The 24,057-nt window shown below is 74.5% G+C and carries 26 protein-coding genes and 1 riboswitch; of the genes, 6 read left to right on the top strand and 20 right to left on the bottom strand.

Translation table 11 applies throughout. The annotated features are described in order from the left end of the window. Nucleotides 1-34 precede the first annotated feature (34 nt). The gene (locus SM452_RS06120) at nt 35-1,369 is read left to right on the top strand and encodes an SWIM zinc finger family protein (RefSeq protein WP_463839456.1); all 1,335 of its coding nucleotides are present in this window, start codon (nt 35-37) and stop codon (nt 1,367-1,369) included. After that, nucleotides 1,366-3,000, top strand: a complete 1,635-nt coding sequence (locus tag SM452_RS06115; protein WP_463839455.1) for a hypothetical protein — start codon at nt 1,366-1,368, stop codon at nt 2,998-3,000. The genes SM452_RS06120 and SM452_RS06115 overlap by 4 nt, the downstream gene beginning before the upstream one ends. Before the next feature lie 908 nt (nt 3,001-3,908). Here SM452_RS06115 and SM452_RS06110 read toward each other — a convergent pair. Beyond that, nucleotides 3,909-4,361: an EVE domain-containing protein gene (locus tag SM452_RS06110; RefSeq protein ID WP_463839454.1), complete on the bottom strand. Its 453-nt coding sequence runs from the start codon at nt 4,359-4,361 to the stop codon at nt 3,909-3,911. Between the two features lie 128 nt (nt 4,362-4,489). Beyond that, nucleotides 4,490-4,600, top strand: a riboswitch (SAM riboswitch). Between the two features lie 33 nt (nt 4,601-4,633). On the opposite strand from SM452_RS06110, the gene SM452_RS06105 reads away from it, so the two are divergent. From SM452_RS06105 to SM452_RS06090, 4 genes are all read left to right on the top strand, one after another. Then, nucleotides 4,634-4,759, top strand: a complete 126-nt coding sequence (locus SM452_RS06105) for a hypothetical protein (protein ID WP_013286752.1) — start codon at nt 4,634-4,636, stop codon at nt 4,757-4,759. A 109-nt stretch (nt 4,760-4,868) separates the two neighbouring features. After that, nucleotides 4,869-5,723 (top strand): ABC transporter substrate-binding protein, encoded by an 855-nt coding sequence (locus tag SM452_RS06100; RefSeq protein ID WP_463839453.1) that lies wholly within the window; start codon nt 4,869-4,871, stop codon nt 5,721-5,723. A gap of 38 nt (nt 5,724-5,761) precedes the next feature. Continuing rightward, nucleotides 5,762-6,538 (top strand): amino acid ABC transporter permease, encoded by a 777-nt coding sequence (locus SM452_RS06095; protein ID WP_135240538.1) that lies wholly within the window; start codon nt 5,762-5,764, stop codon nt 6,536-6,538. Then, nucleotides 6,535-7,272: an amino acid ABC transporter ATP-binding protein gene (locus SM452_RS06090; RefSeq protein WP_355508013.1), complete on the top strand. Its 738-nt coding sequence runs from the start codon at nt 6,535-6,537 to the stop codon at nt 7,270-7,272. The genes SM452_RS06095 and SM452_RS06090 overlap by 4 nt, the downstream gene beginning before the upstream one ends. Before the next feature lie 13 nt (nt 7,273-7,285). On the opposite strand, the gene SM452_RS06085 is transcribed toward SM452_RS06090, so the two are convergent. From SM452_RS06085 to SM452_RS05995, 19 genes are all read right to left on the bottom strand, one after another. Then, nucleotides 7,286-8,206, bottom strand: a complete 921-nt coding sequence (locus tag SM452_RS06085) for a carbohydrate ABC transporter permease (RefSeq protein ID WP_262011844.1) — start codon at nt 8,204-8,206, stop codon at nt 7,286-7,288. After that, nucleotides 8,203-9,228, bottom strand: coding sequence for an ABC transporter permease (locus tag SM452_RS06080; protein ID WP_463839452.1), 1,026 nt, complete (start codon nt 9,226-9,228; stop codon nt 8,203-8,205). Before SM452_RS06080 ends, SM452_RS06085 begins: the two co-directional genes overlap by 4 nt. Beyond that, entirely contained in the window at nt 9,225-10,904 is a 1,680-nt protein-coding gene (locus SM452_RS06075) for an extracellular solute-binding protein (protein ID WP_463839451.1), read from the bottom strand. Before SM452_RS06075 ends, SM452_RS06080 begins: the two co-directional genes overlap by 4 nt. A 107-nt stretch (nt 10,905-11,011) precedes the next feature. Continuing rightward, nucleotides 11,012-11,701 carry a RibD family protein gene (locus SM452_RS06070; RefSeq protein ID WP_463839450.1) on the bottom strand — a complete coding sequence of 230 codons (690 nt, stop codon included), beginning with the start codon at nt 11,699-11,701 and terminating at the stop codon, nt 11,012-11,014. Beyond that, nucleotides 11,698-12,327, bottom strand: a complete 630-nt coding sequence (locus SM452_RS06065; protein WP_262011848.1) for a GTP cyclohydrolase II — start codon at nt 12,325-12,327, stop codon at nt 11,698-11,700. Before SM452_RS06065 ends, SM452_RS06070 begins: the two co-directional genes overlap by 4 nt. A gap of 69 nt (nt 12,328-12,396) precedes the next feature. Next, nucleotides 12,397-13,293 carry a lysylphosphatidylglycerol synthase transmembrane domain-containing protein gene (locus SM452_RS06060; protein ID WP_355508103.1) on the bottom strand — a complete coding sequence of 299 codons (897 nt, stop codon included), beginning with the start codon at nt 13,291-13,293 and terminating at the stop codon, nt 12,397-12,399. A gap of 147 nt (nt 13,294-13,440) precedes the next feature. After that, nucleotides 13,441-14,250 carry a class I SAM-dependent methyltransferase gene (locus tag SM452_RS06055; RefSeq protein ID WP_355508022.1) on the bottom strand — a complete coding sequence of 270 codons (810 nt, stop codon included), beginning with the start codon at nt 14,248-14,250 and terminating at the stop codon, nt 13,441-13,443. After that, the gene (locus tag SM452_RS06050; protein WP_463839449.1) at nt 14,247-15,284 is read right to left on the bottom strand and encodes a glycosyltransferase family 4 protein; all 1,038 of its coding nucleotides are present in this window, start codon (nt 15,282-15,284) and stop codon (nt 14,247-14,249) included. Before SM452_RS06050 ends, SM452_RS06055 begins: the two co-directional genes overlap by 4 nt. A 4-nt stretch (nt 15,285-15,288) precedes the next feature. After that, nucleotides 15,289-15,687: a 6-pyruvoyl trahydropterin synthase family protein gene (locus SM452_RS06045; RefSeq protein ID WP_463839448.1), complete on the bottom strand. Its 399-nt coding sequence runs from the start codon at nt 15,685-15,687 to the stop codon at nt 15,289-15,291. A gap of 2 nt (nt 15,688-15,689) precedes the next feature. Then, nucleotides 15,690-16,709, bottom strand: a complete 1,020-nt coding sequence (locus tag SM452_RS06040) for a zinc-dependent alcohol dehydrogenase (protein ID WP_463839447.1) — start codon at nt 16,707-16,709, stop codon at nt 15,690-15,692. A 49-nt stretch (nt 16,710-16,758) separates the two neighbouring features. Beyond that, nucleotides 16,759-17,031, bottom strand: coding sequence for a hypothetical protein (locus tag SM452_RS06035; RefSeq protein ID WP_262011853.1), 273 nt, complete (start codon nt 17,029-17,031; stop codon nt 16,759-16,761). 94 nt (nt 17,032-17,125) lie between these two features. Continuing rightward, nucleotides 17,126-18,178: an ABC transporter ATP-binding protein gene (locus SM452_RS06030; protein WP_355508030.1), complete on the bottom strand. Its 1,053-nt coding sequence runs from the start codon at nt 18,176-18,178 to the stop codon at nt 17,126-17,128. After that, on the bottom strand, nt 18,175-18,972 hold the full coding sequence (locus SM452_RS06025) for an ABC transporter permease (RefSeq protein ID WP_355508032.1): 798 nt from the start codon (nt 18,970-18,972) through the stop codon (nt 18,175-18,177). Before SM452_RS06025 ends, SM452_RS06030 begins: the two co-directional genes overlap by 4 nt. Next, a complete protein-coding gene (modA, locus tag SM452_RS06020; protein WP_355508034.1) occupies nt 18,969-19,751 on the bottom strand; it encodes a molybdate ABC transporter substrate-binding protein in 783 nt (260 codons plus the stop codon). The genes SM452_RS06025 and modA overlap by 4 nt, the downstream gene beginning before the upstream one ends. Further along, the gene (locus SM452_RS06015) at nt 19,748-20,155 is read right to left on the bottom strand and encodes a TOBE domain-containing protein (protein ID WP_135240553.1); all 408 of its coding nucleotides are present in this window, start codon (nt 20,153-20,155) and stop codon (nt 19,748-19,750) included. The genes modA and SM452_RS06015 overlap by 4 nt, the downstream gene beginning before the upstream one ends. Before the next feature lie 93 nt (nt 20,156-20,248). Beyond that, the gene (locus SM452_RS06010) at nt 20,249-22,306 is read right to left on the bottom strand and encodes a heavy metal translocating P-type ATPase (RefSeq protein WP_355508036.1); all 2,058 of its coding nucleotides are present in this window, start codon (nt 22,304-22,306) and stop codon (nt 20,249-20,251) included. 74 nt (nt 22,307-22,380) lie between these two features. After that, on the bottom strand, nt 22,381-22,854 hold the full coding sequence (locus SM452_RS06005; protein WP_463839446.1) for a macro domain-containing protein: 474 nt from the start codon (nt 22,852-22,854) through the stop codon (nt 22,381-22,383). Nucleotides 22,855-22,883: 29 nt separating this feature from the next. Next, nucleotides 22,884-23,267, bottom strand: coding sequence for a DUF1622 domain-containing protein (locus SM452_RS06000; protein ID WP_355508040.1), 384 nt, complete (start codon nt 23,265-23,267; stop codon nt 22,884-22,886). 85 nt (nt 23,268-23,352) lie between these two features. Further along, nucleotides 23,353-24,018 carry a TcmI family type II polyketide cyclase gene (locus tag SM452_RS05995; protein WP_463839445.1) on the bottom strand — a complete coding sequence of 222 codons (666 nt, stop codon included), beginning with the start codon at nt 24,016-24,018 and terminating at the stop codon, nt 23,353-23,355. Nucleotides 24,019-24,057: the final 39 nt, after the last annotated feature.

Below are 24,057 nucleotides of genomic sequence, written 5' to 3'. Positions count from 1 at the left end.
GCTTTTGTCGGTCGGTCCCTCTACGGTCTGCGCCGTGAACGCCGTCCAGACGTACCGATACCTTCAGCCGTCCGCGCTGCGCGCCGCCGGTCTCGATCTGCAGACCTGCGGCGGCCCGGCGGCCAACCCGCGCTTCTTCGCCGGGTTCCTCACCGCCCCGGCCGCGTCGGCGGCCGGGCTGCTCGCCGTCGCCGAGGTGGCCCGCACCCGCTACCACCAGCCGGTCAACCCGGCCAGCCTGGACCCGGTGGTGACCGGCAGCCGCGGCCGCCTGCGGTTCGAGTCGTTCTCCGGCTGCTGCGGGGTGTACGCGCGGATGGACGTGCTGCCGGCCGGGCTGGACGGGGAGATCAGCGGCCACGGCACCACTAACGTGGATGTGAACCCGCCGCTGCGGGAGGCGCTGGCCCGGGTGGGTGGCATCGAGCCGCTGCACGTGGCGGTCGGCCCGGACGACCTGACGGTCTCCACCATGGACGGCTCGGTGGTCGAGCGGAAGGTGCCGCTGCCCGGCCGCTGGCTGCGCGGCTTCGCCGAGGTGCACGTGCTCACCGCCGGCTTCGAGCCGCGCGCCGAGATCGCGGCGGCGGAGGCGGCGGCGTTCCTGCGCCGGCTGCCTGCCGCGAACGACCGCAGTGTGCTGTGGGCGGTGCCCGCCGGGCGTACCCTGCGGCTGACCTCCCGCCCGGTGCCGGGCGCTGTCTGCCTGGCCGGCGCGGGCCGGCTCGCGGCGCTGCGCGGCGTGCTGCGCCACGCGCGCACCCTGCGGGTGTACGGCCCGGCGGTACGCGCCGGGTCGCCGGCCGTGCCGAGCACCTGGGAGCTGGACACCGGGGCGCTGCGGGTGTCGCTGACGCTGTCCCCCGAGCCGTACCGGGGGTTCTCCGGTGAGGGTGCCGCACTGGCGGCGCTCGCCGGTGACGACGTGGTCGACGACGCGGAGCTGGTGGGCGCGCTGCTCAACTGGGATCCGGCGATCGACGTGGCCGCGCTGGCCGACGCCGCCGCGCTGCCCGACGAGCGGGTGCGGGCCGCGCTCGCCCAGCTCGGCACCGCCGGGCGGGTCGGGTACGACGTGGCGGACGGGGCGTACTTCCACCGGGTGATGCCCTACGACGCGGGCCGCGCGGAACGGGACAACCCCCGGCTGGTCGGCGCGCGTGCGCTGGTCGAGCGCGGCGCCGTCGAGCGCGACGGCGAGACCGCGACGGTCCGCACCGACGCCGAGACCTACCGGGTACGACGGCACCCGGACGGCGCGTACTCCTGTTCCTGCCGCTGGTGGGCGCGGCACCGCGGGCAGCGGGGGCCGTGCCGGCACGCGCTGGCGGTGTCGATGGTCGCGGCGCCGGTGGGGGCGCTGTCGTGACCGGCTTCGTCGAGGCGGTGGTGCGCGGCCGGATGTCGCAGGTCCGGTCGGCTCTGGCCGGGTTGGACGAGCCGGCCCGGCGGGCACTCGGCGACGACCTCGTCGCCGTCGTGCGCCGCAGGCGGGACGCCTGGTGGTGGCAGGGCGAGGCGGCGACGCTGGCGGTCGCGGCGGTGGGCACGCTGAGCACGCCGACGAAGGTGGCCGCGCTGCTCGGCCGCCGTTCGGTCTGGCTGAGTGGCGTCGACGCGGCGCCGGTGGTCGACGTCGCCCGGGAGCGCGGGGTGACCTGGCTGGCCGACGTGGCGTACAAGCTGGCCGACCGGCTCCCCCGGGACCGGATGGTCGCGGGCTGGCGGTTCGTCGCCGGTCTCCTGCTGGCCGAGAAGGCTCCGCCGCCGACGGGGGACGACTTCGTGCGAGGCTGGGCCGCTGCGCAGGGCTGGCCGGATCCGCGCGGAACGCGTCCGCCGACTGTGGACCGGCTGCGTGCGGACCCGTTCCTCGACGCGCTGTTGCCGCGCCTGTTCGAGGTGGACGGGGTCGGCACCGAGCTGGCCCGCGGCGACGGCGCGGGCACGGAGGCGCTGCCCCGGGCGCTGGTGGCGCTGGCGGCGGAGGGCCGGCTCGACCGGGCGGTCCTGCTCAACGGCGTCCTCGGCCGGCTGCTGCGCGGCGACCGTCCGGGCGCGCTGCGCCCGTTCCTGGTCCTGCACGACCTGCTGACGCCGACCCCGGACGAGGTGGCGGTGCGGTCGAGCGCCTATCTGCGGCTGCTCGCCGACGGTCCCGGGCCGGTGGCCCGCGCCGCACAGCGGACGCTACGGCAGGCCGGTGACGCCGCCGAGCCGGAGGCGCTGTGGGAGACCGCCCGGACGGTGCTGGCCCGGCCGGAGAAGGCACTGGTCCGGGCGCAGGTGTCCTGGCTCGACCGGCTGGCCCGGCAGCACCCGGACCAGGCTGCGGAGATCGGCGCGGTGCTCGCCGTGGCGGCCGGCCATCCCGACGCCGGCCTGCGCGAGCGGGCGCTGGCGCTGGCGGCGCGCCACGGTCACCGGCCGGTGGCCGTCGCCACAGTGGCCGAGGCCCGCGACGACCTGCCGCCGCCGCTGCCGGCGGCGGCCGCGGATCCAGGAGGTGGACGAGCTGGTGGAGGAGGTCGCGGCGTCGCTCGGCCGGCGCTGGCCCGCGCTGACGGCGGAACGGGTCATGGACGGCCTGGTCCGGCTCGGCACCGCCGACCGCGAGCGGCTCGCGGCGGCGCTGCTGCCTGTGGTACGCCGCGAGCAGGTCGGCGCGTACGACCATCCCTGGTCGGTGTTCAACATCTCGGTCCAGATGCACGGGCTCCTGCTGGCCGTCTGCGGCGACGCCGAGGCGGCGACCCGCCGCGACCAGTGGAGCACGCTGCTGACCGAGTCCCGCCCACGCGCGCCGCTCCCGTTCCGGGGTGGTCCGCCGGTGCCGGCCACACGCCGGCCCGCGCCCGTCCAGCTCGCCTGCGCCCGCCTGGCCGAGATCGGGCAGCGGCTGGACGGCCGCGACGACCCGGGCCTGCTGTCCACGCCGACCTCGGTCACCGGGGCGATCGAGCCGGTGGCGCTCTACGAACGGCTGGCCGCGCTGGGTGACCGTCCGGTGTGGCGCTGGGATCTCGCGCAGGCCCTGCTTCGCCTGCCGGCCGGCGTCGACGGGCCACTTGCCGAACGTGCCGCGGCGCTGCGCACGCCGGCTGGCGACGAGCTGGCCCGCTGGCTGCGCGGCGCCGCCGTGCCGGCCCCGGCGCAGCAGGTGGTGACGGTGGGCCGGAGGGCGCGGTCGGCCGGGTACGACTGGGGCTACGACCGGCTACCCGAGGGCCGGACGCTGGTCGCGCTCACCCCGCCGGACGGCGTCGAGGACCGGCTCGGCCTGCTCACCCTGACCCCCACGCCGATCGGCCGGTGGACCGACGGCTGGGGTGACGTCTGGCCGGCCGTCCTGCCCGGGCACCGGGGCGTGGTCGCCGCCCACCTGCTGCCCGAGGTGGCCGGCGCGGCGCAGGAGGACACCCTCGGGCACGCCGCCGCCCTGCCGGTGCTGGCCGAGTGCACGGGCGCGGGCGGACCGGCCCTCGACCTCGCGCTGGCCTACGGGTTGTGCGCCCGCCACGAGGCGGACCGGGTGGCCGCGCTCGACGCGGTGCTGATCCTGGCCGCCGCCGGTGACCTGGACGCGCCGGCGACCGGCGGGCACCTCGGCACGCTGGCGGCCGGCGGGCAGGTGACGCTGACCCGGGCGGTCACGCCGCTGCGCGACGCGGTGGCGGCGGGTGCTCCGCTGAGCGTGTGGCGGCTGCTCGCCGCGGCGTTGCCGCCCTTGCTGACCGCGCCGACGCCGCCCCGGGGCACGCCGGACCTGCTGGCGGTGGCAGCGGAAGCGGCGATCGCGACGGGTGTCCGGATCGAGGTACCCGGACTGGCCGACGTGGTGGAGCGGGGCGGCGGCAGCCGACTGGTCGCCGAGGCCCGCCGGCTCGCCGCCACCCTGGCCGCCTGAGTCAGGTGCCGATGTCGCGGGGCAGGTAGGCGCGCAGCGCCTCGAACTGGGCCACTGTCAGGTAGGACGGGTTCGGCGCCTGCGGCTGCCGGAGCACCTCCGCGCCGGCCAGCCGCGGGTCGGCGCGCAGCACCTCGCGGCGTACCCGCAGCGGCTCGTCCAGGATCGTCAGGTCCAGCGGCGCGGTCCACGCCTCGCCCGGCGCACCCGGCTCCGGCGGGGCGGCGATCCGGCCGACGCCCCAGACGCCGTACGGCGCCCGGCCCCTGCTGCCGCTGGCCCAGAACACGACCGGCTGACCGGCGCGCATCAGCCGTACCCGGTAACCCGGTCGGACGCACCAGCCGGTGACGCGCGGGTCGGCGACGAAGCGGGCCGTCAGGTCCACCGCGTCCGCGTTCCCCTTGATCAACCACGCACCGAGGTCGTCGACTGCCACCCGCCGGTCGCTCATTCGCCCATTCTGCGGCTCACCGGCCGCACCCGCGCGGCAGGCGTCCCGGCCCGCCGGTGCGGGGGCCACGTGAGGGTGGTCATAACCGCTGGACGACCGCCGCGGCGGTGCTGCTAGCCTTCTGGGCAGGTCATGAGCGCCAGCGCGAAGCCCCGGCTCGCTGGCCGGCAACCCTCCTCCGCGGTGGGGTGCCCCGGGTGAAGACCAGGCACCGGCAGCCGCCGGTGCAAGCGTGGCCTGGCACCCAGGTCAGCAACAGACCAGGGAGACCGATGTCCGCACCACCCTCCACCCCGTCCGGCGACGTCGCCGCGTACCCGGCCCGCTTCGCGCTGGTCAAGCGCCGCCACGTCGACCTGATGCGGGTGTGCAGCGACGCCTGTCGCCTCGCGCGCTGAGCGAGCGCCACCCCTCCTTCCCCGTTCCACCCTTCTCCGGCCCGGCCGTCCGTCCGGCGGGCCGGCGTCGACGCGCACCGCGCGCGTCCATCCACTCTGGAGAGACATCGTGCGTTTCCGTACCGTCCTGACCCGTGCCGCCGCCGTCGGCGCGGCCGCCCTGCTCGCCGCCACCGCGCTCACCGCCTGCGGCAACGACGACACCGCCGCGGCCGACAACCCGTACGGCCTGCTCCAGCCCGGCGTGATCCGCGCCGGCACGCTCACCGACGCCCCGCCGAACGTCTTCCTGAAGGACGGTGAGTTCACCGGCTTCGACAACGAGCTGCTGCGTGCCGTGGCCGCCAAGATCGACCTGAAGGTGGAGTTCGTCGGCACCGACTTCTCCGGCCTGCTCGCGCAGGTCAACAGCGGCAAGTTCGACGTGGGCAGCTCCTCGATCACGATCACCGAGGCGCGGAAGAAGACAGTGGACTTCGGCAACGGCTACGACTTCGGCTACTTCGGCCTGGACGTGCCGGCCGGCTCCTCGATCACCGGCTTCGACCAGCTCGCCGGCAAGCGCGTGGTGGTGGTCCAGGGCACGGTGCAGGACGACTACGCCACCAAGCAGAACCTCGACCCGGTGCGGGTGCCCGACTACAACAGCGCGATCAACCAGCTCAAGGCCGGTACCGCTGACGCCTGGATCGCCCCGGCTGAGATCGGCGACAAGTCCGCCGCCGACAGCAACGGCAAGATCAAGGTCGCGGCGAAGCAGCTCAGCCCCACCCCTACCGCGTACGCGGTGGCGAAGGGCGACGACAAGCTGCGCGAGGCGCTGAACAAGGGCCTCGACGAGGTCATCGCCGACGGCACGTGGAGCCGCCTGCAGGCCGAGTACTACCCGGGGCGGCCGATCCCGGCCGACTTCAAGCCGGGCAGCGGGTCGGTGGCGGTGCCGTCGCCGTCGGCCGCCTCCTGAACCGGTAACCGAGCACGAGCGGGGCGGACGGAGCGGACATGGATCCACTGAGCACGCTGTGGGAGACGTTCTTCGACTGGGACTCGATGCGCGAGGCGCTGCCCGAGATGCTCACCGTCGGGCTGCCCAACACGCTCACCCTGGCGGTCTCCGCCGCCCTGCTCGGCTCGGTGCTGGGCATGCTGCTGGCCGTCGCCGGCATCTCGCGTACCCGATGGTTGCGGTGGCCGGCACGGGTCTACACCGACGTGTTCCGCGGCCTGCCGGCCGCGGCGACCATCCTCCTGATCGGCGTGGGCCTGGCGCCGCTCGGCATGCAGGTGTGGGGCCCGAACCCCTATCCGCTGGGCGTGCTGGCGCTGTCCCTGATCGCCGCCGCCTACCTCGGTGAGATCTTCCGGGCGGGCATCCTCAGCGTGGAGGCCGCCCAGTTGGAGGGCGCGCGGGCGCTCGGCTTCTCCTGGGGCGAGGCGATGCGCCTGGTGATCATCCCGCAGGGCGTACGCCGGGTCCTGCCCGCCTGGGTCAACCAGCTCATCGCGCTGATCAAGGACTCCAGCCTGGTCTACTTCCTCGGCCTGCTGGCCAGCCAGCGGGAGCTGTTCCGGATCGGGCAGGACTACGCGGCCAACACCGGCAACCAGTCCGCGCTGCTGCTGGCCGGGCTGTTCTACCTGGTGCTGACCGTGCCGCTGACCCACGCGGTCAACTGGCTGGACCGGCGGCTGCGGCAGGGCCGCCCGGCCGCGCCGCCCGAGCCAGAGCCCGACGCCGAGCCGGCGGATCTCACCCCGTCCGGAAAGGACCCGCGATGACCACCACGACCTCGGTCAGCCTGGCCGTCCGCGACGTGCACCTGGCCTTCGGCGCGCACCGGGTACTGCGCGGCGCGGACCTGGACGTGGCCCGGGGAAGGGCGGCCTGCGTGATCGGCCCGTCCGGCTCCGGCAAGTCGACGCTGCTGCGCACCATCAACCGGCTGATCGAGCCGGACCGGGGTGACGTGCTGCTGGACGGGCGCAGCGTGCTGCGCGACGACCCGGACGCGCTGCGCCAGCGCATCGGCATGGTGTTCCAGCAGTTCAACCTGTTCCCGCACCTGAGCGTGCTGCGCAACATCACGCTGGCGCTGCGCAAACTCAAGAAGATGAGCGAGGACGAGGCGGTGGCGCTGGCCCGCGCCCAGCTCGACCTGGTGGGCCTGGCCGGCAAGGCGGACGCGCGGCCCGCGCAGCTCTCCGGCGGCCAGCAGCAGCGCGTCGCCATCGCGCGGGCGCTCGCGCTGCGCCCGCAGGTGATGCTGTTCGACGAGGCGACCAGCGCGCTGGACCCGGAACTGGTGAAGGGCGTCCTCGCGGTGATGGCGGACCTGGCCGCCGCCGGGATGACGATGGTCGTGGTCACCCACGAGATGGGGTTCGCGCGCAGCGTCGCCGACACGGTGGCGTTCATGGACGCGGGCGTGGTGCTGGAGGCCGGGCCACCGGAGGCGGTGTTCGAGGCGCCGGAGCACCCGCGGCTGCGACGCTTCCTGTCCCAGGTGCTGTGACAGACCCGCGGCCTCAGCCCTTCACCGCGCCGATCAGCACGCCCTTGACGAAGTGCCGCTGGATGAACGGGTAGACCGCGACGATCGGCGCGACGGTCAGCACCACCACCGCCATCTTGACCGCCTCGGTCGGCGGCATGGTCACCCCGCTGCTGCCGCCGGAGGTGTGCGGGGCCTGCCCGGCCAGCAGGTAGCTCTGGAGCACCCGCTGGATCGGGTACATGTCGTTGCGGTCGATGAACAGCAACGCGTCGAACCAGACGTTCCAGTAGCTGACCGCGTAGAACAGGCCGACCACGGCGATCACCGCGCGGGACAGCGGCAGCACGATACGCGCGAGCGTCCGGAAGTCGCTCGCGCCGTCGATGCGGGCGCTGTCCAGCAGTTCCGACGGGATGCCCTGGAAGAACCCGCGCACCACGACCAGGTTGAACACGCTGATCGCCGGCGGCAGGACCAGCGCCCAGATGGTGTCCTTCAGGCCCAGCCCGGTGACCACCAGGTAGCGCGGCACCAGCGGCGGATAGACCAGGAACGGGATCAGGAAGTACGCCAGCAGCCAGCGGTGGCCCAGCGAGCCCGGCCGGGACAGCCCGTACGCGGCGAGCACGGTGACGGTCAGCGCGATGGCGGTGCCGAAGACGGTGACCAGCGTGCTGATCCACAGCGCCCGGGTCACCGCACCGCCGGCGAAGATCGTCTCGTACGCGGACGTGTCGATGCCCCGGGGCACGACCACCAGACCGCCGGCCCGCGCGATGGTCTCCCGGGAGGAGAGGCTGGTCACCAGGATCACCCAGAGCGGGAACAGCACGCCCGCCACCAGCACGGTGAGCAGGACGGCCTTGAGCCCCTGGCCGACCGGGGTGGGCGGTTCCTGCCACACCGGCCGGCGGGATCGGTCGCCGGCGGCCCGGCGGATCAGCGTGGTCATGACTTCGAGTAGATCCCTCGTTCGCCGAGCATGTGCGCCACGCGGTTCGCGGCCAGGATGAGAACCAGCCCGATGACGGCCTTGAACAGTCCGGCCGCGGCGCCGTAGCCGTAGTTCCCGGTGGCGATGGAGAAGTGGTAGACGAAGGTGTCGAGCACCTCGGCGGCCTGCCGGCCGACGGCGTCGCGTTGCAGCAGGAACTGCTCGAACCCGACCGAGAGCGCGTCGCCCAGCCGCAGGATGAGCAGCAGCACGATCACCGGGCGCAGGCCGGGCAGCGTGATGTGCCAGAGCCGCCGCCACCGGCCGGCGCCGTCGGCGGCGGCGGCCTCGTAGAGGTTCTGGTCGATGGTGGACAGCGCGGCGAGGAAGACGATGGTGCCCCAGCCGACGTCCTTCCACACCGCCTCGACGGTGACCAGGGCGATGAACGTGTCCGGGTTGGTCATCACGTTCCACGGTTGCATTCCGGCCTCGCGCATGCTCTGGGCGAGCAGCCCGGCGCCGCCGAGCATCGCGACGAAGAACGTCACCACCAGTACCCAGCTGAAGAAGTGCGGCAGGTAGACGATCGTCTGGATCAGCCCGCGCAGCCGGCTGGACAGCAGGTTGTGCAGTGCGATCGCCAGCAGGATCGGCAGCGGGAAGAAGAAGACGAGCTGGAACGCGGTGATCGCCAGCGTGTTGCGGAACGCGTCCCAGAACGCCGGGTCGTCGAACAGCAGCTGGAACTGCCCGAAGCCGATCCAGTCGCTGTGCAGGAACGCCTGCCAGGGGTTGTCGCCCAGGTAGGGGTTGTAGTCCTGGAACGCGATCACGTTGCCGGCGATCGGCAGGTAACTGAAGATCAGCAGGATGAGGAAGCCGGGCGCCACCATGGCGAGCAGTTGCCAGTCCCGGCGCAGCCGGGTGCGCAGCGGCACCCGGCGGCGGGACGGGCGACGGCGGGGCGGGCGGCCGGGTGGGGCCGGCGCGTCCGGCCGGGCCCGTTCGGGCCCGGCCAGGACGGCCGGCTCGTTCACCGGCCCTCCTTGGGCAGCGAGTCGGCGAGCAGCTTGCGGGCCTCCTCGCCGCCGTTCGCCTTCCACTCCTTGACGATGGCGTCCACGTCGCTGAGCGGCCGGCGGCCGCGCAGCACGTCGGTGAACTTGTCCTCGGTGGGCACCTGGTTGGCCTTGTAGGCCGCGGGCATCTCCAGCTTCACCCCGGCCCAGGGGTTGGGCTCCATGTGCTTGACCATCTCGTTGGAGTACGCGAGCACGTCCGGCACGAAGCGCGGAGTGTCCGGGAACGGCCCGATGGTGGGATTGCGGCCGCTGATGAAGAAGTACTGGTTGGCGATCTCCTTGAACGCCAGGTCGGTCTTGACGGGACCGTTCGGCGACGGGGTGTGGTGCTTGCCCGCGACGCCGAAGTCTCGCAGCTGCGCCTCCTGGCTGCCGAGCGGCGCGGAGCACCAGTTGATGATCCGCAGCAGTTCCTGGACCCGGTCCTTGCCGAGTCCCTTCTTGACGAACGTGTAGGAGATCGGCTCGTCGTCGCCCCAGACCAGCGGGTCGCCGCCGGTGGCGGAGAAGATCGGCACCGGCTGGATGTTCAGCTTCGGGTTGGTCTTCTGGTGCTCGGCCTGGGCGCCCTGCCAGAAGCCGACGCCGTCCTGGAGGAACACGATCGCGCCGTTCTTGGCGAACAGCTGCTTGGCGTCCGCGCCCTTGCTGGCCACGACGTCCGGGTGGACCAGGCCGTCCGCGTAGATCTTGGCCATGACCTCCAGCGCGCGGCGGAACTCCGGGGTCTCGTACTTGAACTCGGGGGTGCCGTCCGGCTTGACCCGCCATCCGCCCTTGTGGCCCGGCACCTTGTGGAACATCTGGATCATGGCGAAGACGTCGTTGAACGCCCACACCTTGCGCGCCGGGTCGGTGACCTGCTTGGCCGCGGCGAGCAGGTCGTCCAGGTTCGCCGGCACGCCCAGGCCGCGGGCGTCGAGCACGTCCTTGCGGGTGAACAGCGCCCACGGGAACGGCCCGTCCGTGGGGTTGGGCACGGACATGATCCGCTCGTTCCACACCGCACGCCGCCAGGCCCCGGTGGGGAAGCTCGCCAGCATCGGGTACGCGGCGGCGGCGTCGCCCTTGAGGTGGTCGGTCAGGTCCTCGAAGAGCACCTTGATCGCCTCGGCGAAGCGCGGGATCTTCTCCACCTCCCACCCCGGCACGCACAGCAGGTCCGGTACGTCCCGCGCGCCGAGCATCGCGTTGAGCTTGTCGGCGTACGTGTTGCCGTCCTGGATGGTGAAGTTGACGGGCACGCCCAGCTCGGCGTTCACGGCCTGGAGGTAGGCGCTCTGCGCGGCTCCGGGCGGCGCCGGACCCCAGGCGGGGGTCATCGCGGTGACCTGCTTGCCGCTGGTGCCGGGCTTGTCGGTGATGGCGTCGACGAGGTTCGCCGGGTAGCTGGTGTAGCCGTCGGGCACCGGACGCGTACCCGTGATGTCGGGTTTGATGCCGCCGGGCAGGTCCTTGCGGGTGGGCAGCAGGCCGGAGACGGCGTCGAGGTTCTGGGCGGCGCCGGAGCCGGCCGGCTTCTCCGAGCAGCCGGCGAGCATCGGGCCGGTGGCGGTGGCGGCCACGCCGAGGCCGACCAGGCCGAGGAATCGGCGGCGGGAGGAGCCCGGGTCGGGGTGGTGCGCGGTCATCGGTCCCCCTTCGGGAAGGGAAGCGCAGCGGATTAGTTCGTATGGATGGTCAACAAACTAATCACGACCGTGAGCTTGCACAAGGGCGGACCGCATCGACACGACGGTCAGGCCGGGCAGCGGTCGGACAGCGCGTACCGGGTGAGGACCACGTCGCCGATCTGGCGTACCTCGACCACCCGGGCGCGACGGCCCGGGTGCCACGGGAAGCGGCCGTCCCCGACGAAGCGCGGCGCCCGCCCGTCCCCCACGAAGAACGGCGCCACGACCAGGTGCAACTCGTCGGCCAGGCCGGCGGTGAGGAACTGGCGGTGCATCGAGCCGCCGCCCTCCACCATCAGGCGCGTCACCCCGCGCCCGGCCAGGTCGGCCACCACCGCCTCCGCGGTGGCCGGATCGCCCGCGTCGACGACAGTGGACACCGCGCCCACCTGCTCGCGGGCCTTGTCCACCACGCCGCTCGGGCAGTACACCAGCTTGAGCCCGTCGCCCGCGGTGAAGAACCGGGCCCGCGGGTCGAGGTCGCCGCTGCCGGTGACGGTCACCTTCACCGGCGACGGCGGCAACCCGCGCGCCGCCCGCTCGGCGCGCCGGTGCTCGCTGCGCACCAGCAGGCGGGGATCGTCGCGGCGCACGGTGGCCGCACCGACCAGGATCGCGTCGCAACCGGCCCGTGTCGCGTCCACCCGGTCCAGGTCGTCGTCGTTCGACAGCAGCAGCCGCTCGGTGCTCGCGTCGTCGATGTAGCCGTCGATCGACATCGCGCAGCTGAGCAGCACGTACGGGCGGGTGGTCACGGCACGAACGGCAGGTCGAGGGCGTGATCGGCGCGGGTCACCTTGGCCGCCAGGTAGCCGGCGTTGGCGGGCGACAGGTGCACGCCGGTGGACACCCGGTCGGCCACCTTCACGCCCAGCCGCTCGAGCTGGGCCGCCTTGTCCGGGTTGTTGCTGAGCAGGGACACCCGGTCCACGCCCAGCGCGGCGAGCATCTGCGCGGCCACCGTGTAGTCGCGCTCGTCCGCGCCGCGCCCGAGCGCCAGGTTCGCCTCGTACGTGTCGAGGCCGCCGTCCTGCAGGGCGTACGCGTCGAGCTTGGCGTACAGGCCGATGCCGCGCCCCTCCTGCCGCAGGTAGAGCAGGTAGCCGCCGGCCTGGGCGATCCGCTCGACCGCCTCGCGCAACTGCGGGCCGCAGTCGCAGCGCTGGCTGCCGAACACGTCCCCGGTGAGGCACTCGCTGTGCGGGCGGACCAGCGGCGGGTCGGCGTCGGCGTGCTCACCGAGACCGAACGCCAGGTGCTCGCGGCCGTCGACGAGACCGTGGAAGGTGTGCACGCGGGCCGTGGTCACGTAGCCGTCGGGGAACCGGAGCGGAACCGTCACGCGGGTCCGGACCGTCGCGGTGGGCAGCGTTTCGTCCATGGTTCTCCTGTCGTCCGGTCGCCGGGCGGACCCGGCGACGCACACCTCGCTCCCCCACCGTAGGCGGGATCACCGACAGTTGCCGGGCTCGCGCCGGGGCAGCCGCCGCGCGAGCAGCACCGCGGCGCCGGGGAGGCTGGCCACCAGCACCAGCGCGCCGTACACCATGCCGGTCGCCACACCCTGCGCGGCGGTCAGCCCGGCCGAGGCGAACGCCCACGCGGCCACCCCCTCGCGCGGCCCGAAACCACCCACGTTCAGCGGCACCGCCATCGCCAGCAACGCCAGCAGCGTCAGCGGCAGCAGGTGCGACAGCGGCGCGTCCGTGCCGGCCGTGCGAGCGGCCACCACGAACGTGGCCAGGTGACCGGCGAACACCACTGTCGAGGCGACCACCACGCCGGCCCAGGTCCGGCGGCCCAGCACGCCGGAGCGGACGTCGGCGACAACGGTCCGGGCGGCCCGGGCGAAGCGGGACGCCCCGGAGCGGGGCACCGCGCGGGCGGCGAGCACCAGCGCCAGCGCGACCACGGCTAGCACTGCCGCCAGCGCCGGCAGGTACCGGCGTACCGGCGACGGGAACGCGGCGAGCAGCGCCACCGCGATGACCACCTGCACCACCTGCCCGGCGGTGCGCTCCCACACCACCGCCCGCACGCCCCGGGCCACGTCCCCGGCGTCGCGGCCGTGCCGAACCGCCCGGTGCACGTCGCCGAGCACGCCGCCGGGCAGTGTGGAGTTGAGGAAGACCGCCCGGTAGCAGTGCGCCACCGCGGCGCGCATCGGCAGTCGCACGCCCAGCCCACCGGCGACCAGCGACCAGCGCCAGGCGCAGCAGACGGTGGTGATCACGCCGATGCCGAGCGCGGCGGCCAGCGCGGGCGCGTCGATCAGCCGCAACCCGGCCAGGAACGGGCCGGTGCCCACCGACGCGACGAGCGCGGCGAGCACCGCGAGCCCGAGCAGCGGGCGGAGCCAGGCCCCGCCCGGCCGAGCCCGGCCCGGTGGCGCGGGTGTGACAGCCGGTACGGGTCCGGCGACGGCGACGGCGACGTGTGACAAACGGTCCTCCCTCGTTCCCACCGGTTGTCACGTGCCAGCAGCCGGTTCGGTTCAGCCGGTGAGCAGGTCCGCGTGGTGCAGCACCACGTCGAGCCGCCCGGCGGCGGCCTCGGCGAGCCGCCACTTCTGATACGTCGCGGCGGGCCCGGACAGATGCGGTCGTTCCTCGATCGCCGCGTCGACCCAGCCGGTGAGCCACTCGGCGGCCAGTTCCGCCTGCTCCGGGCCGAGCCGCCACGGGGTCGGCCGCACGAGCGTCTCGACGCCGTGGCGGCGGAAGGCGGCCACCGTGACGTCCACGGCGTCCGGCCCGAGCAGCACCCGGCCGTCGACGGTGCGGCGCTGGTGGGCGTTGAACGCCGCGGTCAGCTCGGCGTCCAGCGGGTCCGGCGGGGTGAACTCGGCCCGTCCGGTCACGGTCAGCGCGAACAGCGTCGGGTGGCCGGCGCAGGCCGCCGCCATCCGCTCGACCTCCTCCGCGGTGAGCATGTCCAGCAGCGCCGACGCGGTGATGAGGTGGGCGTCGGCCAGGTCGGCGGCGGTCAGCCGGGTGACGTCGGAGCCGCGCGTGGTCACGGTGACCTCGGCGCCGTCCGCGGCGGTGAGCCGTCCGGCCCGGGCCAGCGCCAGCAGGTCCGCGTCGCGTTCGTGCAGCACCCAGCGCTGCGGGCCGGGCAGCCGGGGCGCGAGCCAGCGGGCCATCGATCCGGTGCCGCTGCCCAGGTCGTGCACGACGAGCGGCCGGCCGGCGGGCAGCCGATCGCGGACCGCGTCGGCCAGCTCGGTGCTGCGGGCCGCCGCGTCGGCCGGCTCGCGCAGTCGCAGCCAGTCCGCGAAGCCGGGCGGGAGTGAGGTGGTCATGCCGCGGTCGCCTCCTTCAGTGCCGTCGCCAGCCGGTCCACGGTGACCGTCCAGCCGGTGAGGGTGTGCCGCCGCTGCCGGGCGGCGCGGCGCAGCCGGTCCCGCAGGCCCGGGTCGGTGAGCCAGCGGCGCAGCGCCGCGGCGGTCGCGCCCGGGTCGCCCGGCGGCACCAGCAGGCCGGGCCGGTCGCCGTCGGGGGCGTGCCCGAGCGTGTCCGGCAGGCCGCCGGTGTCGCTCGCCAGCACCGGTACGCCCCGGGCCAGCGCCTCGGTGACCACCATCCCGTACGTCTCCCGCCGCGACGGCTGAACCAGCAGATCGGCCGCCGCGTACGTGGCGGCCAGGTCGGGGCCGGTGCGCGGACCGGTGAACCGGACCCGGCCGGCGAGACCGGTAGCGGTGAGCCGCCCGCGCAGCCGGTCGGCGAACGCCCGGTCCCGGTCCGGTGGACCGACCCAGTCGCAGGTCCAGTCCAGGTCCGCCACCTCGGCGAGCGCGGCGGCGAGCACGTCGTGGCCCTTCACCGGGGTGACCGCGGCGACGCAGAGCAGCCGTCCCCCGCCGGGCGTGCCGTCGGCGACGGGCGCCGGGTCGACGCCGGGTGGCGCGACAGTCACCCGTTCGGGGCGCAGCCGGTAGCGGTCGAGCAGCCGGTCGCGGGTCCACGCGCTGGTGGCGACCACTGCGGTGGCCGCCGCCAGTGACCGTGCCTCCGTCTCGCCCTCGATCGGCAGGTGCACCAGGATCACCAGGCGCAGCCGCGCGGCGTGCGGGGCGAGCACGTCCGGCACGGTCGAGGCGACCAGGCCGTCGAGCAGCACCGGTACGCCGTCGGGCAGCCCGCCGAGCAGCCCGGCCAGGTCGGCGCGTTCCCCCGGCCCCGGATGCGGCCAGCCGCCGGGTACCTGGTGTTCGCTTACCGCCCAGCCACGCGCGGCCAGACCTCGGCAGACCCGGCGGTCGTAGGCGTTGCCGCCGCTGGGGTCCGCCGGGTCGTCGATGTCGCCCGGCAGCACCACGTGGACGACTGTCATCCGGTCAGAGCGACCGCTCGTAGCTCGCCCACGCGATGTGCGACTCGTGCAGCGTGACGGTGATCCCGGCCAGGCCGCGCGCGCCCTCCCCCAGCCGGCCGGCCGCCACCGCGTCGGCGAGCCGGTCGGCGATCGTCTGCGCCAGCACCTCGGTGGTGGTGTTCACCCCGGCGAAGGCGGGCTCGTCGTCGAGGTTGCGGTAGTTCAGCTCGGCGAGCACGGCCCTGAGCTGCTCGGTGGCCAGCCCGATGTCGACCACGATCCCGTCGTCGTCCAGCTCGGCGCGGCGGAACGTGGCGTCGACGACGAACGTCGCCCCGTGCAGCCGCTGCGCCGGGCCGAAGACCTCGCCGCGGAAGCTGTGGGCGACCATCATGTGGTCCCGGACGGTCACGCTGAACACGATCACTCCTCGCCGTAGGTGATGAGATGACACAGCGCCGGCAGCTCACCCGAGGCGAGCCGGTCCAGCACGTCGGGCAGGTCGTCGAAGCGGGACCGGCCGGTGAGCAACGCGTCGAACACCGGGTCGGCCAGCAGGTCCAGGGCGAGCGCGAGCCGGTCGGCGTAGCTGCGGTCGGCCCGCCGGGGCGAGACGGTGCCGACCTGGCTGCTGCGGATGCCCAGCCGTCGGGAGTGGAACGCGCCGCCCAGCGCCAGCGTGACCGGCCGGTCGCCGTACCAGCTCAGCTCCAGCACGGTGCCCTCGGGGCGCAGCAGCTCCAGGCCGCGTTGCAGCCCGTCGGCGGTGGCGCTGGCGTGCACCACCAGGTCGCGCTCGCCGGTGGCGGCGGCGGGTGTGGCGAAGTCGGCGCCGAGCGCGGCGGCCACACCGGCGCGGGCCGGGTCGGCGTCGACCAGTTCGACGCGTACGCCGGGGAAGCGGGTCAGCAGCGCGGTCACCGCGCAGCCGACCATCCCGCCGCCGATCACGGTGACCCGGTCGCCGACCAGCGGGGCGGCGTCCCACAGCGCGTTCACAGCCGTCTCCACGGTGCCGGCCAGCACGGCGCGCTCGGCCGATACGCCGTCCGGCACGACGGTCACGGCGTCGGCCGGCACCACGTACGCGCTCTGGTGCGGGTAGAGGCAGAAGACGGTACGGCCGAGCAGCCGCTCGTCGCCCGCCTCGACGGTGCCGACGCTGAGGTAGCCGTACTTGACCGGCGCCGGGAAGTCGCCCTCCTGGAACGGCGCGCGCATGGCGTCGTGCTGGTCGGCCGGGACGCGGCCGGTGAACACCAGCGTCTCGGTGCCGCGGCTGACACCCGAGAAGCGGGTGCGGACCAGCACCTCACCGGGGCCTGGGTCGGCGAGCCGGACCGGCCGGATCTCGCCCTCGCCGGGGGCGCGGAGCCAGAACGCGTGGGCGTCGACCGTCACGAACTCTCCTCTTCCCCGCATTCCGACCGAGTTGTCGATCATAAACACGGAAGCGGGGCATCAGCGGTTCGAACCGCCCGCGACCTGACGCTCAAGCGGCGCGCCGGCGCTGCTCCGTACGCCAGGTCTCGGCCTCGGCCCGGTCGGAGTCCCGGTCCCCGGCCAGTTCCATGGCGCGGTGGGCGGCGGTCAGCGCGTCACACGGCGCGACCTGACCGTCACACAGCAGGCTCTCGCACCGGCCGGAATCGTCGGGCCGGTGGGCGACGGCAACGTCGTACGCGGCCCGCCAGAGCAACGGGTCGGTGACTCCCCGTGGCAGGTCGGCGTCCAGACTGGACCTGTTGCGGATCGTGTCGGGCACCGTGTCCCCCTTTGCGTCGTCGCTACCGTCCCAGTGACCGGTTGAGCGCAGATCAAACCTCTCACTGCGCACATGTCGCGACCAGCGGTGTTTGTCACGCCGGATAGGCGCGCGTCTCGGCTGCCTTGACCGCCGCCCAGACCAGGCGGCCGGGGATCAGTCCGAGGTGGGCCGCGGCGGCGGGCGTGACGTCGGCGGCGACCTCGACCGGCCCGGCCAGCTGCACGCGCAGGTTGTCGCCGTGGCGTTGCACACCGGTGACGGTGGCCGCCCACACGTTGCGCGGGCTGCCCTCCGGCCGGGACGGGTGCAGCGCGACGGCGGCCGGCGGATACGCGACGAACGCCTCACCGTGGACGGTGTCGGAGGTAGTGAGCGTCAGCTCACCGACGGTGACGACATGTCCGTCGGCGCGGCCCCGGTGCAGGTTGAGGCCGACCAGCCGGGCCACGTAGTCGGTGCGCGGCCGGGCCGTGACGGTGGCGGCGTCGCCCTCCTGCACCACCCGGCCGTGCTCCACGATGACCAGTCGGTCGGCGAGCACCAGGGCGTCGAGGGGGTCGTGGGTGACGAGCAGCGTCGCGCCGGGGTGCGCGCCGAGGTGGCGCTGGAGTTCGGCGCGGGTGTCCAGCCGGGTCCGGGCGTCGAGCGCGGCGAGCGGCTCGTCGAGCAGCAGCAGCGCCGGGTCGACGGCGAGCGCGCGGGCCAGCGCGACCCGCTGCGCCTGCCCACCGGAGAGCTGCCGGGGCCGGCGCCGGGCCTGGTCACCGAGGCCGACCCGGTCCAGCCACCCCTGGGCCCGGGCGCGGGCGGCGCGCTTGTCGGCGCCCCGGCGGCGCGGCCCGAACGCCACGTTGTCCAGCGCGCTGAGGTGCGGGAACAGCAGGTAGTCCTGGAACACCACGCCGACCGGCCGGCGCTCCGGCGGCGTCCACACCCGGCGGTCCGGCCGGTCCAGGTCGGCGCCGTCGAGCGTGAGGTGACCGGCGGCGAGCGGGTGCAGCCCGGCGAGCACCCGCAGCGCTGTGGTCTTGCCGGCGCCGTTGGGGCCGAGCAGCGCCACCACCTCACCGGCGGCGATGCGCAGCCGCACGTCGAGGGTGAAGCCGTCCCGCTCGGCGACCAGATGCGCGTCCAGCACACTCATGTCGTCCCGACCCACTTGTCGCGCAGCGCGGCGAGGATGACCACGGAGACGGTGAGCAGGATCAGGCTCAGCACGATCGCCGCCTGCAGGTCGGTCTCCAGCGCCAGGTAGACCGCCAGCGGCATGGTCTGCGTGCGGCCGGGATAGTTGCCGGCGAACGTGATGGTGGCGCCGAACTCACCGAGCGCGCGGGCCCAGCAGAGCACCGCCCCGGCCGCCACTCCCGGGGCGACGAGCGGCAGGGTCACCCGGGTGAAGGTGGTGAACCGTCCGGCGCCGAGCGTGGCGGCGGCTTCCTCGTACCGGGGGTCGGCGCCACGAAGCGCCCCCTCGACGGCGATGACCAGGAACGGCATCGCCACGAACGCCTCGGCCAGCACCACCCCGGCGGTGGTGAACGGCAACGTCACCCCGAACGTCTCGTCCAGCCACGACCCGACCAGCCCGCGCCGGCCGAAGACCAGCAGCAGCGCCACGCCGCCGACCACCGGCGGCAGCACCAGCGGCACCGTGACCAGCGCCCGGACCAGCCGCCGGCCGGGGAACTCCACCCGCGCCAAGAGCCAGGCCAGGGGTACGCCGAGCGCCACGCAGAGCAGCGTGGCGACGGTGGCGGTCTCCAGCGACAGCCGCAGCGCGGTGAGCACACCCGGTTCGGTCAGCCGCTGGGGCAGCGTGGTCCAGGGTGCCCGGAGCAGCAGCCCGGCGAGCGGCAGGACGAGGAAGGCGAGTCCCAACCCGGCGGGCACGAGCAGGGCGATCGGCACCCGCTGCCGGCGTACGGCACGGCTCATGTGCCGGAGGGCGCCTGGAACCCGGCGGCGGTGAGCACGGCGAGCCCGGCGTCGGAGCGGACGAAGTCGACGAAGGCGCGAGCGCCGGCCGGGTTGCCGGCGGCGCGCAGCACCACGATCGGGTAGTCGTTCACCGCGCGCGCCGACTCGGGGAACTCGACCGCGTCGAGTCCGGGGGCGGCGCGGACGTCGGTGCGGTAGACCAGTGCCGCGTCGACCTCGCCGAGACGCAGCTTGGCCAGCGCGCCCTTGACGTCCTGTTCGAGCGTGGCGGGCGTGAGCCGCACACCAGCGGCGTCCAGCGCGGTGCGCGCGGCGGCACCGCAGGGCACCTGCTCCGCGCAGAGCGCCACCTTGACACCGGGGCGGGCGAGGTCGGCCAGGCCGCCGACCCGGGCCGGGTTGCCTCGGGGTACGGCGACGACGAGCTGGTTGCGCACCAGCACTGCCGGTTCGCCGGCCGCATCACCGGCGTCGGTGACCGTCTTCATGGTGGCCGGGGAGGCGGCGGCGAACACGTCGGCGGGCGCGCCCTGGGTGATCTGGGTGGCGAGGCCCGAGCTGCCGCCGAAGTTGAACGTGACGGTGCGGCCCGGATGGGCGGCCTCGTACTCCTTGCCGAGTGTGGTGAACGACTCGGTGAGCGAGGCGGCGGCGAACACGGTCACCGGGCCGGCGCCGTCGGGCCCGGCCGGTTCGTCGGCGCCGCCGCACCCGGTCAGGCCCAGCGCCCCCACCAGCGCGGCGGCGAGCGCGGCGCGGATCCACCGTACGGTCACGGGCTCGTCCTTCCCCTGGGGGTGGCGGCGGGGGCGCGCTCGACCACGACGGTGGTCGACTTGATCACCGCGACGGCGACGGAGCCGACTTGGAGGTCGAGGTCGTCGACGGCCTCGCGGCTCATCAGCGACACCACCCGGAACGGCCCGGCCTGGATGTCCACCTGGGCCATCACGGTGTCCTTGACGACGGCGGTGACGATGCCACGCAGCCGGTTGCGGGCCGAGGACAGCTCGGGGTGGCCGGGCGCGCGGACGAACGCTGCCACGTCGGCGCCGTCGAGCACCCGGTGGCCGTGCTCGTCGCGGGTGGCCGGCAGCTTGCCGGCGTCGATCCAGCGGCGGACCGTGTCCGCGCTGACCCCGAGCAGTTCGGCTGCCTCACCGATCCGGAACACCGTCACGCGCTCACCCTAGCGGCCCGCAGGTGCCAGCCGGAAGTGGCGTGGTGGCTCGCATACGCGAACCGTCAGGCGGCTCGGGACCGGAACTGCGGTTCAGTCGGCCGGGGTGATCCGGACCCGGCGCAGCAGCTGGGCGTTGAGCGCCACCACGATCGTCGAGGCGGACATCAGCACCGCGCCCAGCGCCGGACTGAGCGCGATCCCCGCCCAGGCGAGGACACCGGCGGCGAGCGGGATCGCCACCACGTTGTAGCCGGCCGCCCAGGCCAGGTTCTGCCGCATCTTCCGGTACGACGCGCGGGACAGCCGGATCACGCCGCCGACACCGCGCGGGTCGGAGCCGGCGAGCACCACCCCGGCGGACTCGATCGCCACGTCGGTGCCGGCGCCGATGGCCAGCCCGACGTCGGCGCGAGCGAGCGCCGGGGCGTCGTTCACGCCGTCGCCGACCATCGCCACCGTGAGTCCCCGGCCACGCAGCTCGGCCACCGCCTTGTCCTTGTCGGCGGGGAGCACCTCCGCGAAGACCTCGTCGACACCGGGCCGGAACCCGAGGTCGGCGGCGACCGCCTCGGCGACCGGGCGCGCGTCGCCGGTGATCATCACGATCTTGCGTACGCCGAGGTCTCGCAGCTCCGCCACGGCGGCCCGCGCCTCCGGGCGGACCTGGTCCTCCAGCCCGAACGCGGCGACCACCTCGGGTGGGCCGCCCTCGGACAGCCGGACCAGGTGCAGCACCGCGGCACCCCGGCCCGACCACTCCCGCGCGGCCCGGGCCAGGTCGTCCGGCACCGCGGCGTCGAGTTCGCGCAGCAGCGCCGGCCCGCCGACCGCCCAGTCCACGCCGTCCACCGTGGCGCGCACACCCCGGCCGGTCAGCGCCCGGAAGCCGCGCGCGGCGGGACGGGCGCCGCGGGCGTCGGCGGCGGCGACCAGCGCCCGGGCCAGCGGGTGCTCGCTGTCGGCCTCCACCGCGCCGGCCAGAGCCAGGGCGGCTGCCTCGTCCGTCCCGCCGGTGGCGGCCACCCCGGTCACCGTGTGCCGGCCGGTGGTGAGCGTGCCGGTCTTGTCGAACAGGACGGTGTCGACGGTGCGCATCCGCTCCAGCGCGAGCCGGTCCTTGACCAGGATGCCGGCGCGGGCCGACAGCGCTGTGGACAGCGCCACCACCAGCGGGATCGCCAGGCCGAGCGCGTGCGGGCAGGCGATCACCAGCACCGTCACGGTGCGTACCACCGCCTGGTCGGGGTCGCCGAGCAGCGCCCAGACCGCGAACGTCGCCAGGCCGGCGAACGCCGCCAGGTAGAACAGCAGCGCGGCGAACCGGTCGGCGAGCACCTGCGCGCGCCCACCGGAGGCCTGCGCCTCGGCGACGAGCCGCCCGATGCCGGCCAACGCGGTGTCCGCGCCGACGGCCTCGACGCGTACCCGGAGGGTCGAGTCGGTGGCGACGGTGCCGGCGACCACCCGGTCACCGGCGGCGCGGGCCACCGGCCGCGACTCGCCGGTGATCATCGACTCGTCCAGCTCGGCGGCGCCCTCGACGATCCGCCCGTCGGCCGGCACCCGCCCGCCGGGGCGCACCAGCACCAGGTCGCCCACCCGCAGTTCGGCGACCGGCACCGGATGCGGCCGCCCGGCGTCGTCCAGGCGCTCGGCGTCGTCGGGCAGCAGCGCGGCGAGGGCGCCGAGCGCGCCGCGCGCCTGCCCGACCGCCCGCATCTCCTGCCAGTGGCCGAGCAGCATGATGGTGACCAGCGCGGCCAGCTCCCACCAGAAGTCCAGGTCGAACAGGCCGAGGCTGGTGGCGGCCGAGGCGACGTACGCGACGACGATCGCCATCGAGATCAGCAGCATCATGCCGGGGGCGCGCTCGCGCAGCTCACGCAGCCCGCCGGTGAGGAACGGCCAGCCGCCGTACGCGAACACCACGGTGCCGAGCACCGGGCCGACCCAGCGCACGCCCGGGAACTCAAGCGAGTAGCCGAACCAGTCCATCACCATGTGGCTGGTGGCGACGATCGGCACGGTCAGCGCCAGGCTCAGCCAGAACCGGCGGCGGAACTGCTCCGGGTCGTGCCCGGCGTGCGCGCCGTGACCGCCGCCGTGGTCGCCGTGGTGGCCGGTGTCGTGACCGGATCCGTGCTCCATCGCACCACCATACCCCCTGGGGGTACCTGCCGGTACCGGCTCGACGAAGTGACGCGGGCGACAGGCGGAGGTCACTACCTGTCGTAGACGGTCACCGGGATGCCGCGGTCGGACAACGCGCGCCGGATCAACGGCTCGATCCGCTGCCACGAGCCGCCGGCCAGCCCGCAGCCGATGCGCGGCATGTGGACCGACGCGCCCAGCTCCTCGGCGTGGCCGGCAACTGTCGCGAGGCAACGCTCCACCGCGTCGTACCGGATCGGCGGCCCGGCGCTGCCCCGGCGCATCCCGCGCTGGCCGACCATGTTGGCCACCCACAGGTCCGGCGCGACCCGGACCCGCCGGACGGCACCCAGCCCGAAGTCGTTCCCGGCCCGGTGCCGGTGCCACTCCCGGTAGTCGCGTTCCGGCTCCGGCCAGCGCCGCGAGACGGCGAGCACGAAGCCCTTCCCCCACCCGCCGAGATCGTTGCAGACGTGGGCGACGATCTTGGGGCCCTTCGCCTGCGGGCTCGTCGCGTCGCCGCGCACGATCCGGAACTCCGCCATGCCCGCATGCTGCCGCAGGGGTACGACGCTCAGCGCTGGGGGCGGGCGCCGACGCTGGGCCGGGCGGCCGGAGTCCGGCCCTGCCAGGGCCAGCGGCCGTCCAGCTCCACCTCGAGGGAGAAGCTGAGGAACGTGCGGACCAGCACGATCAGCGCCAGCACGCCGACGCTGGTGAACGTGGGCGACACCGCTACCGTACGGATGATGTCGCCGCCGACCAGGAACTCCAGGCCGAGCAGGATGGCCCGGCCGACCCCCTGCCGGTACGCCCGGTAGTGCGCGACCACCTGCCGGGTCCGGGCGCAACGCACCGCGAACACCGCCGTGGCGACCGCGACGCCGACCGCGATGACGAGCACCCCGGCCAGGTCCAGCAGCGCCCCGGCGTGCTGGACGATCTCCTTCGTCGACACCCGGCACCCCCGCACCAGCCTGGCGTACGGCCGGTCGCGGGGGCGGCGTTTCCGCGCTCCCGGCCGACGGGAGCGCGGAGCGTGCTCAGTCCTGGGCCTGCCAGCGGTAGAAGACGGTGGCCACCGAGTCCTGCGGGCCCTGCCACTTCTCCGGCCGGTACGGCTCGATGTACGGGCCCAGGTCCTGCATCACCTTGCCGAAGGCGGGCTTGTCGCCGTGCTGGTCCCGGGTCGCCTCGGCCGCCGACGACTCCTGTTCGAGCAGGTGCACGTAGACGTCGTCGATCGAGTAGAGCCAGCGCCCGGTGACGCCGAGGTCGGCCGGGAGCGACCCGGCGTCGGACTCGGCGAAGACCCGTGCCACGTCCGGTTCGGCGCCGGGCTTGATCCGCCCGACGATCACGGTGAGCGTGGTGTCGGCGGGCGGCTCGCCCTCGGGCGCCCAGTGGTAGAACTCCTTCGCCACCGAGTCCGACGGGTTCTTCCAGTAGCGCGGGTACGGGGTGACGTACGGGCCGATCTCCTCGGCGATCTTCTGGAAGGCGGGCAGGCCACGGGTCTGCCCGGAGATCCGCGGGTCCTGCTCCCGCTCGATCACGTGGAGGTAGAGGTCGTGGTGCGACAGCAGGTACCGGCCGATGACGCCCAGATCCTGCGGCCGGGTGGCCTGATCGTAGTGGCCGAACACGCCGCCGACGATCTGCTCGCTGCCGGGGGCCATGTGACAGACGATCACGTTGCGGAAGACCATGACTGCTCCTTGAGTGATTGCGACGGGGGCGGCGGCGCG

The sequence above is a fragment of the Micromonospora sp. SYSU B005 genome (assembly GCF_055362685.1).
The sequence above is the reverse complement of the archived record's forward strand: the minus strand, read 5'-3'. Positions and strand labels throughout refer to the sequence as shown.